The organism is Aporhodopirellula sallentina SM41, from assembly GCF_000346505.1.
Classification (GTDB): Bacteria; Planctomycetota; Planctomycetia; order Pirellulales; family Pirellulaceae; genus Rhodopirellula; species Rhodopirellula sallentina.
In genome coordinates this window covers 1-15,002 of the sequence record NZ_ANOH01000366.1, presented here as the reverse complement: position 1 = coordinate 15,002, position 15,002 = coordinate 1, and the positions used below count along the sequence as shown (strand labels likewise).

General features: G+C 56.9%; 8 protein-coding genes and 1 pseudogene. 7 read left to right on the top strand and 2 right to left on the bottom strand.

Going from position 1 to position 15,002, the window contains the following annotated elements; all coding sequences use genetic code 11:
* From RSSM_RS24185 to RSSM_RS24170, 3 genes and pseudogenes are all read left to right on the top strand, one after another.
* Positions 1-615, top strand: a pseudogene (locus RSSM_RS24185) (ATP-binding protein); the annotation flags it as partial.
* A 516-nt stretch (positions 616-1,131) separates the two neighbouring features.
* Positions 1,132-4,905: a secretin N-terminal domain-containing protein gene (locus RSSM_RS24175; RefSeq protein WP_044303514.1), complete on the top strand. Its 3,774-nt coding sequence runs from the start codon at positions 1,132-1,134 to the stop codon at positions 4,903-4,905.
* Positions 4,906-4,910: 5 nt separating this feature from the next.
* On the top strand, positions 4,911-5,777 hold the full coding sequence (locus RSSM_RS24170) for a hypothetical protein (RefSeq protein WP_008685728.1): 867 nt from the start codon (positions 4,911-4,913) through the stop codon (positions 5,775-5,777).
* Between the two features lie 159 nt (positions 5,778-5,936).
* Here the strand turns inward: RSSM_RS24170 and RSSM_RS24165 are convergent, their stop codons facing one another.
* Positions 5,937-7,559, bottom strand: coding sequence for a cation:proton antiporter domain-containing protein (locus RSSM_RS24165; RefSeq protein ID WP_008685726.1), 1,623 nt, complete (start codon positions 7,557-7,559; stop codon positions 5,937-5,939).
* A gap of 375 nt (positions 7,560-7,934) precedes the next feature.
* On the opposite strand from RSSM_RS24165, the gene RSSM_RS24160 reads away from it, so the two are divergent.
* Complete coding sequence (locus RSSM_RS24160) at positions 7,935-9,713, top strand: glutaredoxin family protein (RefSeq protein WP_008685723.1); 1,779 nt, start codon at positions 7,935-7,937, stop codon at positions 9,711-9,713.
* 256 nt (positions 9,714-9,969) lie between these two features.
* Here RSSM_RS24160 and RSSM_RS24155 read toward each other — a convergent pair whose 3' ends face one another.
* Positions 9,970-10,443, bottom strand: coding sequence for a CBS domain-containing protein (locus RSSM_RS24155; protein ID WP_144060087.1), 474 nt, complete (start codon positions 10,441-10,443; stop codon positions 9,970-9,972).
* A gap of 795 nt (positions 10,444-11,238) precedes the next feature.
* Here RSSM_RS24155 and RSSM_RS24150 point away from each other — a divergent pair.
* The 3 genes from RSSM_RS24150 to RSSM_RS24140 all read left to right on the top strand — a co-directional run.
* Positions 11,239-11,511, top strand: a complete 273-nt coding sequence (locus RSSM_RS24150; protein WP_144060086.1) for a BON domain-containing protein — start codon at positions 11,239-11,241, stop codon at positions 11,509-11,511.
* Positions 11,512-11,659: 148 nt separating this feature from the next.
* Positions 11,660-12,616 carry a universal stress protein gene (locus RSSM_RS24145; RefSeq protein WP_044303512.1) on the top strand — a complete coding sequence of 319 codons (957 nt, stop codon included), beginning with the start codon at positions 11,660-11,662 and terminating at the stop codon, positions 12,614-12,616.
* A 123-nt stretch (positions 12,617-12,739) separates the two neighbouring features.
* On the top strand, positions 12,740-15,002 hold a 2,263-nt coding region (locus tag RSSM_RS24140), incomplete at its 3' end, for a cation-translocating P-type ATPase (protein WP_081613881.1).

Sequence of the window (15,002 nt, the reverse complement as noted above, 5' to 3'; positions counted from 1 at the left end):
AAGGAATATCTGTACCGGCATCATCCGATGGAGTTGTTCAAGAGTCCGACGCTCGATGAATACGCACCGCCGGGGCTGAGCGAAACGGACGCGAGGTTGCATTTCGAACAAGCCGCACGGGAACATCGCGACTTGGAAACAGAAAAGCTGCGGATGAAGTATCTGAAGAAGATGAAAACGATCGAAGGAAAGATCCGCACTGCGGAAGATCGCGTGGCGAGAGAAACCGACCAGTACGACGCGGCGAAGATGTCTTCGTTGATGTCATTCGGTGCCTCGGTGCTCGGCGCGTTCATGGGACGCAAACTCGCGAGCAGTCGGAACGTGTCCAAAATGTCAACGGCGGCGCGTGGCGCCACCAACGCGGCGAAACAACGTGGTGACGTGAAGCGGGCAGAGGAGGCGTTGGAGCGATATCGAATCGACATGCAAGACATGAATGATCGCCTCGAAGCTGAACTCGCCGATTTGACTCGTGAACTCGATGTCGAGAACCTCGAACTCGAAACGTTGGTGATTCCACCACGAAAAGGTGATCTGAAAATCAACGACCCGGTCATCGTCTGGACGCCGTGGCAGATGACTGAAGATGGCGAAGCAACGCCGCTGTTTTGATGTAACGCGTTCCTGTCAATTTCATCTTCACTGCCCTCTACCGAGAAGGTGTCCGTGGCTCAGTTATTGGTGCCATCAGCGTGAAACCCTCGGGCGACGTCCGCTCGAGGGGTGGAATCTTTTGCGTGAAAAATTTTTTTTGGCTGCTTTGATCTCACCTCTCGCCGTGGAACAGCGGCGCGGCGGCAGCCTCTTTTTCGCGGCCGATCGTGGCCGTTGCTTTCGATTTCCAAGATCAATTGATTCGCGGCGTGTACAAAAACACCGCGTTTTCCACGGCGATTGCGGCCTGTGGTCGCACGCGAAAGCGTGTTGGACGATTAGCCAGGGTGTGCGTCTGCGTCACTGTTGTGATTCGCGAAATCCGTCATGAAACCGTCCAATCGTGTACTTGCATGCTCAAGAAGTCGGTCGGCATGTGACGATGAATCCGGTTGTACGGGAATTTTCTGATTTTCGTATTGACTTGGTTCCAACGGAGGGGCCGAGCGGTATTCAATCGGCAGCAGGAATCGTATGGTGTTTCACGCAAGAACTCGCTCGACCAGAAAACACAGGTGGTTCGCGGCCGGAACGTTGGCATTCGTTCTGACGTGCCTTGGCGGTTCGATCGCGGTTGCGGATCGTCCCGATGCACCCGAGCTGCGTCAGGTACCGGTTCCCCGCGAACTCGTCGACCCGATCTCCACTCGATTGAATCTGCACTACCACGGGGAGGCAGGTGTCACGATCACCGCGGACGATCGGGGCCAAGGTGGCATCCTCGTCATGGCTCCGCCGTCGATGCAAAAGAAGATCGCCCAAGACGCCGCGGCGATGGTCAAACGGCTCGCTCCCAAGATGATGAACACGGGCGAGCCGGCTGATATGACCGTGCACCTGATTCACGTCAGTTGGCGGGAGGCCGAAGACACGTTGAAGGCTATCGCGGGCGGACAGGTTCCGGTGACTACCAGCCGCAACGGTGAACGGGCCTCGTTCCAAATCAGCTTGGGCAGTGGCGGGTCGATCACGCACGTCGAAGTCGATCGTCGTACCAATCAAGTTACTCTCACGGCGTTGCCTCATACGCATGCGATGTGGCAGAGCGTTCTGAGTGCGATTGATGCTCCGGTACGCTATGCGAACCAACAAACCGAAGTGATGCGATTGGTTAACGCCGAGGTCGCTCCGGTGCAGCGTGCGATCCGGTTGCTTCGCGGACTCGAACAGTCTGCGAGTTCGTCGCGTGACCGTCGAATCGGACGTCCGGCGAGTACCGGCAATAAGCCCGGCAGGACTTCGCCGCAGTTCCGTACCGCTGCCTTCCCGCAGAACCAAAACGGAGCCGAAGTAGAGGGAACGGAATCAGCCGACGTCGCGGCATCGGATTCGCTCGATGTGACCGACGGTGGCGTGATTGGCGATACCGAAATTCAAATCGTGCCTGATTCGGGTTTGATCATCATTAAAGGTGCCAAACGCGATGTTGAGCGTATCAAAGAAGTGATCGCCGAGATCGAAGAGCAGGCGAAAATTACCCAGCCTGAAGTCGAAGTGCGTCAACTGAAGCACGCCGATTCGAATGCTGTCGCGACGCTGCTCGCACAGCTCTACGAGGACGTGCTGTCTGCTCGGCAAGGCGACGTCAGCATCACATCGCTCGACGCACCCAACGCGTTGTTGCTGATCGGTCGCGCCGAAGCGATCAAAGCGGTGCTTGACCTGGTAGACAAAATCGACCAGCCGATCCCCGACACCGATCGTCTGCGAGTGTTCCGCCTGAAGCACGCATCGGCCAACGATGCCGAAGCGACCATTCGGGAATTCTTTACCTCGATCCCGGGCGAAGATTCCGATCCGCGTCCAGGGCTGGGGAATCGTGTTCGCATCACCGCGGACTTCCGAACAAACTCTCTCGTTGTTGCCGCATCGCCACGTGATATGAGCGAAGTAACGCGACTGATCGAGCAGCTCGACGTTCGTCAAACAGAATCCGCAAGCCAAATCCGAATCTTCCCACTGCGTAACGCACGTGCGGAAGACCTCGCACCTGTTTTGCAAGACGCGATCAGTGCTGAGCCGGAAAACGTTCCCGATGACACCACACCCAAGTCGTCGTCGCTATCGATCGTTTCGCTCGGTAACCCAGGCAACCCGGTTCTGGATTCAGGAATTCTCTCCGGTGCCGTCGTGACCGCGGACAACAACGCGAACGCGATCGTGGTACGTGCTCCTAGTGAAGGGATGCCGTTGATTGCTGAATTGATCCGGCAGCTCGACCAAGCCCCCGGAATCGACTCGTTGGTGAAGGTCTTTACGATCGAGAACAGCGACGCGGCTCAGTTGACGACTGCATTGCAGAACCTCTTCGGAGACGACGCGAGTTCGACCGGTACGAGTATCGGTGCCGGCAACCAAGCAGGGCTGCCGTCATTGTCGGCCGCCGACAGTGCTCTCGTGCCTCTGCGGTTCTCGACCGATGCTCGAACGAACAGCATCATCGCGAGCGGATCAGCGGAAGACCTCGAGGTTGTCGAGAGTATCCTGTTGCGTCTGGACAGTGCCGGGTTCGCTGAACGGATTACGGAAGTGATCTGGTTGAAGCATCAACTTGCTATCAACATTGCAACCGCCATCCAAGAGTACGTCGCATCGCGTCAGCAATCGCAGAACATCATTCCTCAGTTGCAACAAGGTCTCGGACCGTATGACTTGCCCGATCGTGATTTGGTCGTTGTCGCCGAAGGTCAAACCAACAGTCTCTTGCTGAGCGTTTCGCCTCGGATGTATGAGGAAGTGCGTCAGTTGATCGATCGGCTCGACCGCCGTCCACCGATGGTGCTCATCAAGACGTTGATTGCGGAAGTCGTCCTTTCCGATGGTTTCGAGCTCGGTGGTGAGTTTGGTTTGCAGGACTCGATCTTGTTTGATCGTGGCGTGCCTGGCACAGCGTCTGACCCAGGTTTTGATTTCAATGATGCGGGAACGCCTAACCAAAACACGTACGCTCAGGAAACACTCGCTTCTCGTGGTGTGACCACGTTCGGCGTTGCCCAGAGTGTGCTGGACTCGACTAACAATGGTGGTTTCGTGTTCTCCGCGGCGAGCGAATCGATCAGCCTGTTCCTTCGAACGCTGCAAACCGCAGATCGTTTGCAGATCCTTAGCCGTCCGGAAGTCATGACCGCCGACAACACCGAAGGTTTCGTCCAGGTGGGGCAGAACTTCCCGCGTCCGACCGAGATTTCGCAGTCCGCTCAAGGCCAAACCCTGATCGGTATTGAAGACGTCGACATCGGGATCATCCTCCGTGTCACCCCGCGAGTGGGTGCGGACGGTCTGATCATGATGGACATCGATGCGACCCGTTCGGCGATCAACAACACCGTCGGTCAGAACATTGGTTTCGACAACAACAACAACCCGATCTTTGTTCCTGCGATCGACACGACCACGGCTCAAGCGACCGTGACCGCGTTCGACGGACAGACGGTTGTCTTTGGCGGACTGATTACCAAACGCCGCGAAAACTTCACTCGCCGCGTGCCGTATCTCGCCGACGTGCCGTTGTTAGGGACATTCTTCAAATATGACCGCGAGCAAGAGCGTCGTACGGAACTGCTCGTCGTGATGACGCCTGTTTTGGTCACCGGTAACGAAGACCTCGAGTACGTCAAACAAATCGAGTCAAGCCGCATGAGTTGGTGCTTGGCCGACGTGGTGGAAGCTCACGGTGACGTGGGTCTGTCCGGTGGATACGGTTTGTGGGGACCTGCAATTGGCCCAACGATTTATCCTGACGTGCATCCAACCGTTGACGTGTTCCCAGCCGCTGACATGCCGAAACACTCAGCCGTTCGCGGTGGTGTGCCGGCTTACCATGAAAGCAGTTACGACGGTCAAATCGTACCGCCGGCAGCCAGCGGCATCGAACTCGCTCCCGGTGAATCGATCATCTCGGACGACGGGATGTTGGGATCAGACTACTACGCACCGGCGTCGGACAGCGGTATGGGACAACCATCCGTGTCCGGTAGTGAACTGCCCGCACCGATGCCCGAGTTGCAGGCTCCTGCGTCCGGTATTCAGGGCAGCGGAATCCCTGGAGCGGAGGCGTTGCCGGCACCGGTTCAGCAAGCCTTGCCGTCGATCCCCGCGACCGGTGCATCGGCAAACGTGCCGCCCAAACAGGGCGTCATGAAAACAATCTCAACCGGCCAACCTTCGTCCGAGACTTCTAAGAGCCAGCCAGGTCGTTGGTCGAGTTTCAATGGTAAGCTGGGCTCGTTCATCTCAGGGAAGAAGTAACCACCATGAAGAATCAAACTCTCGCCATTGCGTTTTTGGCTAGCACCGTTGGTGCCATGGCCGGTGGTTGTTCGACCTTCCAAAAGAAGGACGAGTCGCTGCTATCCTCGACTCCGAAAAAGAGCCTGCTCGAGCGGATGCCGTGGTCCAAAGATGACGACGCGATGCCAGAGCCGTATCCGAATCCGGTGAAACTCGCGTCCACTTGGGTGCCCGACACCCTCACGCAGACCGGGCGTATCCCGACACGTGGCTTCGGCGCACGGGTGTTTTTCTACGATGAGAAATCCCGCGCCGTGCCGGTCGAAGGAACGCTCACGGTGGTTGGGTTTGACGAAACTGAAACGCGTGAAGACGGAACGCCCGTCGTCAAACGTTACGAGTTCACGCCGGAACAGTTCACGCGGCACTTCAGCCAATCGGATCTCGGGGCGTCCTACAGCGTTTGGATTCCTTGGGACGCGGTTGGTGGCAAACAGACGCGAGTCTCTTTGGTCGCTTCGTTCAAAACGAAAGAGGGCAAAGTCGTTCAGGGCACGCCAACGAAAGTGTTGTTGCCTGGGAAGAAGGAGAGTGCGGAGGCGACTCTGGCACAACGATACGCTCCTGAGTATCGCGAATGGAAGGTCGCCGCCGCTGGCAATTCGAAACCCAATAGTGGTTTGACAACGACGACGATTCAACGTAGTTCGCCGGCCGCTCGCTCGATTCCAGAATCCTCGACCGCGCCGTCTTACACGCCGCCGTGGAGTGTTGCGACGATGAAGACGACGACCGGTTTTGATGTTTCCATGAAACCTGATTCGGGAATGCCCGCGGAAGGCAACAGCGGAACCGCAGCAATGCCGGCGAGCTCGAAAATCAATCGGTAAGACGATTTATTGTTCGAGGTTGCGGTAGTGGATCTTGTATAGGATCCCGCGGCATGAGGATATTTAACAAGATCCACGGCCGGACAGGAGAGCTAACCTAAAACCAATTGCCACGGTTGCGAAGCCTAGTTTCGCAACCGTGGTATTTTATTGGCTGGTTCAGTCCGCAAGGTCAAATCGGCTGAGGGCACGCAGGAGAGCCAACGTTGCTTCGGTTTCTTCGATGACGATGTGATCGGCGCCGAGACGTTGCAATTTCGTGACGCTGGCTTGATACCGGCATCGAACGATCAACTTCGTGGTCTGGTTGATGCGTCGTATCTCCCTGACGATCTTGACCGCGGTACCATCTTGCGGGACGCAGACGATGCACAGGGGACAATCGCTGACTCCGGCGAGTCGCAGGATTTGTCCGTCGCTGGCGTCGCCCACAACAGTATGAAAGCCGGCTTGTGCGTACGGTTGCAGGTTAATTGGGCTGAGGTCGATCAAGCAGACCTCTTTGCCCATCGTCTCAAGTTGTGAGGTCAACCGTCCGCCGATCGGGCCGGCGCCGATGATCGTCGCACGCTCGTTGGCCGTGGGAGAGGGGCTCGCGTCAATGACGAGTTCCTCCGTGCTCTTGGACAAGCTGCACAATCTCAACCCGGCTTGCATGAGCGGGGGGGTTAGAAGCAAAGAGCCGACGGCGACCGCGACGACGCGTTGGTATTCGATCTCGTCAAGCACCTCGGATTTCAGGCCGAGTAAGACGAGCACGAACGCGAACTCACCAACCTGTGCCAATCCGAGGCCCATGCCGACGGCGTGCCAAAATTCGAGTCCGGTCAGCCGCAGCGCGACGGCCGCGGCGGCTGCTTTTAGCAAGAGGACGCCGAACAGTGACCCGAAGATTGTAAGAGGCTCGACGCCATACAACCGTGGATCAAAGATCAACCCGAGGCCGATGAAAAATACCGCGGCGAACGTTTCACGAAACGGCAACACCAACGCATCGATTTGGTGAGTCCATCGGTTGCCGTTGAAAATCAGACCGGCGGCAAAGGCTCCGACTGCCGGCGGCAGTCCGACCGAGTGCGCGGAGAAGGTAACGCCGGCGAGTGAAACGATCGTAAAGAGAATGATCAGTTCAGGGCTGCGATAACCTGCGAAAAAGGGAATAATCCACTGCGACAACGCCGTCCTTAGCAGTGTGATGACACAGATGAATGCGATCGAGGTCGCGGTCAACGTCACATAGTCACGAAGTCCCGGTGCGCCGTCGACTCCGGTGAGAAGCGGCACGAGGAGTAGCAACGGCACGAGAGCTGCGTCTTGAAACAGCAGGATTGCGAACGCACGCCGGCCGTGCGTTGTTCGGGATTGCCCCGATTCCGATAAGGCTTTGAAGACCAAGACGGTACTGCTGAACGTCAACGCCGATGCGATCAGGACGGCAGGTTCCCACGCCATGCCAATTCCGCACAGCAGCAGTGAAATCGGAACGCCAACCAGCGTCATTTGGGTGATGCCACCGAGCACAAACTTGCCGCCCATTCGGGAGAGATCGTCGAGCGAGAACTCAACACCGATCGAAAACAGCAGCAAGAACACACCGGCTTCAGCAAAATGCTCGAGTTGATGATCGTGGTCGGCGATCCATCCCAATCCACCGTGCCCCAAGAGGGCACCCACGACCAGATATCCAATCAGCACCGAACAGCGCAACCATCGACACGCGAGAGCGGCCAGCAGCCCCGCGGTCAGGATAATCAATAGGTCATGAATGAGTGATTGCGTCATAAATGGAATTTAGGTCATCGCGGAGCTTCCCGCCATGTGTGCCCGTTTGTGATAGCGATGTGCAAAACGTCAAAGGGAAGGAAAGACCGATCGTCGCGAGGCAAATCGGTCACGTCATGTCGTCACATGCGTGCGGATGGGATGTGTCGAAAACGCACGACATCGATGCCAAGGCCGCATGAGTCTTGCGTCAACGCGCGGCGGTCGTGAAGGCATAACGCGAAGGATTCTTCGTATTCAGTTGAGCAGATTGATGGAGCCGGGCGGTACGCGGTCGCTGCGGAATGAACGGGCGTGCTGCGGTATGTGCTTTGCGTTTCCAGCGAGATCACAGAGTCTTTGGTCTCTCATCCCCGCCTATCCCCGCTGCCTCCCATGTTTCGCCTTGACTCCCCACATCGTGATGGTTCGTTTCTCAGTCGTGAAATTGTCCACCTAGTGGGGCTCGCGTGTTTGTGCTGCGCGGGCATGCTCTTCTCGCATGACGTTCAGGCGGAGGTTTCACCGCAAACCGACTCTACGTTCCGCAATGAACAGACGAACGCAACGTCAGGCACCAATACAGTCCAGATGGAAGTGTTCCTGCGGGGCGACGTAGCCTCGGCGACGGACGTGCGAGCGTATGTTGCCGATCTTCGCGACCGGACAACCGGTTTGGAAGTAATCGTGCATGACGTGGTCAAAGACCGCAGCTCTCTCGTTCGATTGTACCAATTGACGAAACGGGCAGGCCGCGACAAGCCCGTCGTGCCCGCGTTTCACTGCTGCGATCGTATGTACTTTGGTTTCGAGGGGAAGTCCGTCAGTGGTCCCGCGGTCGAGGCGTTGTTCACTGCCGATGTCTACACTCGATCGACCTGTCCACGATGCGGCGAGGCAAAGATCTTTCTCAAGTCGTTGCAGAAGCGTTGGCCGGCGGTTCGTTTTCGCATCCATGAAATCACGGGCGACGAATCGGCTCGATTGCGATGGGAGGCGTTGTGCCGAGGCAGCGGTTCTGCACCGGGGCTGCCGCTGATTGATTTCGGACGGAGCGTGATCATCGGGTACCAGGGTGATCAGGTCACCGGGCGCCAGATCGAAGATCTCATTCGCAAGAAGGCCCGGATTGAAAACTTGCGCCGCATCCCCGCGCCGGCCAAGGAAGACCTCGGAGGGTTGCCCTTGCTCGGTGTCTGTCCGACGTTGTTCGGCGTGGGATTCCTACAAGATGCGGGGGCGACGAAGGTCCCGGAGCAAGTAAGCGAACAGCAGACTAGAGACGAGCAGGTAATCGGCGGAGAGGTTCTTTCCGAAGAAGAGTTCGATTTTGATCTCGACGATTTAGCTCTTCCCGAGGAGGCGAGCGCATCGGAAACGGGGGAGGCGGGGCTCGAGGAACCGGTTGAGAATGCCGCCGAAATCGAATCGATTGAGGTTCCGGTCTTTGGCGAGCTACGGGTACGAGATCTCGGAATGCCCCTGTTTTCTTTTCTCGTTGGCCTCGTCGACGGGTTCAATCCGTGTGCGATGTGGGTGCTGGTCTTTCTGTTGTCCGTGCTCGTCAATATCAAGGACCGTCGCAAGATTATCTTGATCGCCGGGACGTTTGTTTTGGTCAGCGGGATAGCCTACTACGCATTCATGGCGGCATGGTTGAGTTTGTTTCTGTTCATCGGAATCGCACGGCCGGTGCAAATCGCCTTGGGGGCATTGGCGATTTTCATCGGCGTGATCAACGTGAAAGACTTCTTCGCGTTTAAGAAGGGTATTTCGCTCTCCATCCCGGAAAGTCAAAAGCCGGGTTTGTATCGCCGGGTGCGAAAGATCGTGGAGGCCAAGTATTTAACCGCTGCGGTCAGCGGTGCGGTAGCGCTCGCGGTGATCGTCAACATGGTCGAATTGTTATGCACGGCCGGGCTGCCCGCGTTGTACACACAAGTCTTGACGTTGCAGGAGTTGCCAGCCTGGCAGAACCACCTGTATTTGTTGATCTACATTCTCGCGTACATGCTCGACGACCTCGTCCTACTATCGATCGTGGTCATTACGCTTTCGCATCGAAAGCTACAGGAACGCGAAGGACGTTGGCTCAAACTGCTTAGCGGCGTTGTTATTTTGGCCCTGGGGCTTTGCATGTTGTTCCGACCGGAATGGTTGCAACTGGGACAGTAGCCGTTGCCACGCAGTTGCCCGCCGACAAGATCGCGACAACGCTGATGAGCAAACTGATTTAACGGAAGTGACTCCCACGTAGCTCGGTTTTTAAGACCGAGCGCAAGGCCGAGCCCAACCCACACACGAAATCACCATCACAACCACCTCGAGCCTCCGCCTGAACCCGGGGTGGCGTATGTTGCATGGTCGGTCGCACGCCGACTCGCAAAACGACCATCGGCCGATTGTCTCGATCCGGCGTTTTGCGGACGTGTTAGGTCATTTCAGCAACGAACCGTACGTAATCGGTTGCCGATACGATTCCGACGAGCTGTTTGTCATGACTGACGACAGGCACGTGATGCAGTTGATGTTTGATCATCATCTGTGCGACTTCGCGGACGGAGTCATTTTGCGTTGCCACGACCGTTGCGTCGGACATCACGCTTGAGACCGCGTCGTCGCCGAGGCATTCGCGAATCAGGTCGACGATGAGATAGCTTTCATCGTAGATCGCCATGTCGGCTTGGAGCGTCTGTTCGGCATCGCGAATCATACGCAACATGTCGCTGACGGTGAGAATGCCCGTGAGGCAGTTTTCTTCGTCGATCACCGGGAGCGCCGAGAGATGGTTTTCACTCATCTTTTCGACGGCCTCTTCGATGGTGTCGGTTTCGGCAACCGAAATCGGAGCACGTCTCATGAAACTGTGGAGAGGGACCTGCTGGTCAGATTGCAGAGTGTTCATGGTCTTTCCTCGTTTAAGATTGACGGACGACCTCATGCACCCCGGGTGCAGATGATCAGGTCAATGAGGATGCAAAACATATGCCCCGCACATCGCAAAAAGCATACGTTCCGAATATTCGAGCCACGCAATCAATAACCACCGACGCGGTGACTCGCGCGTGACACATCGCACTTATGTTGTGACGAGTGAACGCAATTGCACACGTAAGGTATGCGGCGTGTCCGAGTTCAACGTGAGCGAGCGAACTTCGCACTACTTCATTCATGCGGCATAAAGTCGCGAGGTCTGGTCAGAAGAGATCGGTGGGATATCCGAACTGAAACGCAAAAAGCGACAAAGAGCAACGATGAGTCTGGCGACGGTTTAGTATTTGGCACTGCGTTTTTGGGTCGCAGGTTTGGAAGTGTCGACCAAAGAGCAGGTTTTGTTTTGTGATATAGGTAACTTGATTGGTGCGCCATTGACAGTTGTGAACGGATGATTCGCCTAGTCACATGTTCGCTATGAGTGGCGTGCGATCTGACCTTGGCACATTGGTTGCGTCGTTCGCGGCAAGATGAGTTCCCCTAGAAGAATGTGGTGCCTTGTCAGACACATCGGGCGTCGACTTCGCCTGGAACTTATTGCTCGGATAGTTGCCGAACTTGTTTGGTAGGGATCGCATACGGCGCATATTGCCGCGATCTTCTAGCGTTGTTTGCCACGGGAGCACTTTTCTCATGAGTCGTTGCGCGGAAGACTTAGGTCCAACGCACATCGCAACGCATCTTTTAACAAACACGGGGATCGTTCATGTTCACAATGCTTGAGTCGCCACCGCAGTTATCTGCACCTCCGCTCGCAAAGCCGCGACCGACCGACGCGGTCGTTGAGCAATTGCATCGGGCGCTCGCGGAGTCGAAGCGGTGTGGATTACGGGGAGCACGGTGTCGGTTCGATGCCGGTGTCGCGACTCTCCACGGAACCGTCGAATCGTTCTATCTCAAACAACTCGCCCAGGAGATCGTGCGACGGGTACCGGCCGTGAAGGCGATTCGCAATCACTTGCGTGTTCCCACGATTTGAGACGACGCGGCGGACATGTGCGAGCGCGACAATTCGGTAGAGACACGAGCGGTATCGCACGAAATGGCCTCCTGCGGACGTGATTCTTCATTGGTATCTCGTTTGCAATCGATCCGTATGTTCACCCCCATGGAATTCGGAGTCGATCATGCGTGTCCTTCTGGCCAACGACGCTTCTAAACACTCTCAGGCAGCGGCAGAGTACTTGCTTGCCATGCCGTTTCGCAGACCGATCGATCTGGAGATCGTTTCGGCCGTGACTCCTCCTTCGAGTATCGATCCGGGTGCGGAGGGAATTGCGGAAGACCTATCTGACTTTCTCAATGAAGAAAGCGAAATCGCCAAGGCACGCGTTGAGAAGACGGCGGCGAAGTTGTGCGGACCTGTCCACAGCATTCGCACACATGTGCCGATCGGGCAACCCGCCAATGAAGTCCTCGCGGCGGCGGAGCACTGTGATGTCGACCTCGTGGTGCTCGGTGCAGTCGGGCATTCGGCGCTCGATCGTGTTCTGCTCGGTAGTGTTTCGGACTACGTGGCGACGCATGGCGAGACGACCACGTTGGTCGTGCGACCACGTCGCGATTCGGAGATCCCTCCCAAGCTCGAGCGGATCGTGATCGCGTTATCGGGAAGTGAAGAAGACCAGCGGATGATAGATTGCCTGAAGCAGTTTCAGTTGCACTCGAGCATCGAGGTGCATTTGGTGCGTGTGTTGAGGTTGGACACGTTCTACCGTCAGGACATTCGTCGCAGGGCGTCGAAGTTCTGGCAGGGTTACGTCGATCACGCGCAAGCCCAGATTCTGGCGTTGGAAACGCAGCTTCAATCGATCGGGCTGACCACGGAAACGCATCTCGTCGAAGCCGAACATGTGGGCGACGCACTGATCGACTATGCGGAAACGCACGGGTGCGACTTGATCGTGACCGGTGACAGTGACAGTGGAATCTTGACCCGCGTTTTCATCGGCAGCACGTCGCGGTACGTTCTTCGTCATGCTCAGTGCAGTGTCTTGATCGTTCGCAACAAAGAAGACAGGGCGCGGGACTCAAACGTGACGCTGGATCAACGTGCGGTGGTGGGAGCGAACGTGTCCGGTTGAGTGATCCTGCGCCCCGATAGAACATTCTCTGCTGAGCACGATCGGCGCGAGGATTGCAATGCGGCATCTCAGGAAGATTCCGTGGAGTTGTGCCTCTCGCTGAATTGAGGTGTGAGCGTGGAAATGCAAAGTTTGACTCGATCGGTTCAGTCGAGCTCTTTGGAAGACGGAAACATCGATTCGATTCGTAACTATCACCGGTGTTCAGCATCGGAGGTAGCGAACGAGTGGCAAACCTCGCTCGAACGAGGACTGTCGACCGCCGATGTCGAACAGCGTCTGCAACACTATGGTCCGAACCGTTTGCAGGGCGGCAAGGATGTACGCTGGTACGAGGTTCTGCGGCGTCAGTTCGTGGACGTGCTGATTGCGATCCTGTTGGTTGCTGCGGTTGTGTCTCTCGCTGTTGGTGAGTTCGCTGATGCGGTCACCATCTTTGCCATCGTGATCCTTAACGGGGCACTCGGGTTCGTTCAGGAATGGAAAGCCGAACGGTCTTTGGTCGCCCTTCGGGAGATGTTGACGCCGACGTGCCGAGTGATTCGCGATGGAAACGAGCAGACCGTAGACGCGAACACGTTGGTTCCAGGAGATATCGTTCTGTTCGAATCCGGCGATCGAATTGCGGCAGATTTGCGAATCGCCGAGAGCAGTCATCTGCGTGTCGATGAATCGGCGTTGACCGGCGAATCTGTTTCCGTGTCCAAAAGCTCGGCAACGATTGACCATGACGTTGCTCTGGCGGAGCGATCCAACATGGCATGGATGGGGACGGCGGTGACGCACGGTCGTGGCATCGGGATCGTTGTCGGAACAGGCGGCAACAGCGAATTCGGCAGAATCGCGTCACTGACCGAAGGAATCGCGAGCGACACGACCCCGCTGCAACAGAAGCTCGCGGTGTTGGGACGGTATCTCGGGTTTGTGGCGGTTGGCATTTCCTTTGTGGTTGCCTTGACCGGATGGATGTTGGGGAAACCTCTGTTGGAGATGTTTCTCACGGGCGTTTCGCTTGCGGTGGCGGTCGTTCCTGAGGGTTTGCCGGCCGTGGTAACGTTGACGCTGGCGCTCGGCGTGCGATCGATGGTTCGGCGGAAGGCGTTGCTGCGAAGGCTTCGCGCGGCGGAGGGCCTCGGTGCCGCGACGGTGGTCTGCACCGATAAGACCGGAACGTTGACACAGAATCAAATGACCGTGCAGCGGATCTGGCAATTCGGCCGGGAAGTCGACGTCACCGGTGTTGGTTATGATCCGCTGGGACATTTTGAGGTTAGCGGAGAGCGGATCGATTACCGTCATGATCTGCCGTTGCAGGAGCTGCTGCGTTCGGCGGTACTTTGCAACCACGGGACGGTTCGGCGGGAGGACGGTGTTTGGAAACACTACGGTGAGCCCACCGAATGTGCGTTGATCGTTGCGGCATTGAAAGCTTGGATGGATATCGACGGCGTGTCCCGGTTGGTGAACGAGTTCGCGTTTGACTCGACTCGCAAACGCATGTCCGTCATCGAGCAGGTCGGGGATAATTGGATCGCGCACGTGAAGGGGGCTCCGGAGGTAATCCTGCCACGGTGTTCGCATCTCCTCGAGGGAGGCGGCGGGGCGCCGGCCCGCATTCGCGAGATGTCGGATTCCGATCGGAACCAAGTCGCAGAGGCAGTCGAATCAATTGCTTCGTCGGGATTGCGAACATTGGCGATTGCTAGACGAAACCTCGGCCACGATCATGCGTGCGACGCGGACGAGGTGGAGCAATCGCTGACGTTGTTGGGCGTCGTGGGAATGATGGACCCGCCACGTCCGGAGGTGGCCGATGCGGTTGCGTTGGCGGGCACGGCGGGAATACGCGTCGTGATGATTACCGGAGACTCCGCCGCGACGGCACTCGCGATCGCACGCAAGATCGGGTTACCGAGCGAGACGGCTCTCGTGGGCAGCCAGTTGGATGGGATCAGTGATGCGGAATTGTCTGAAAGAATCCGAGGTGACGTGCTTTTCGCGCGGACAACGCCCGAACAGAAGCTGCGAATCGTCAACGCTTTTCAGGCTCAGGGACACATCGTCGGAATGACCGGTGACGGCGTGAACGATGCTCCCGCGTTGAAGAAGGCCGACATCGGAATCGCGATGGGAGAACGTGGGACTGATGTTGCCAAAGGAGCGGCCGATATCGTTTTGACGGATGACAATTTCAGCTCCATCATTGGAGCGGTCGAAGAGGGGCGGCGGCAGTACGACAACATCCAGAAATTTGTACGTTATCTACTCTCGTCGAACACGGGCGAGGTGGTCGCGATCTTTCTCAACATCGTGATGGGTGGCCCTTTGTTGTTTCTGCCGGTGCAGATCCTTTGGATGAATCTCGTGACGGATGGACTGACCGCGG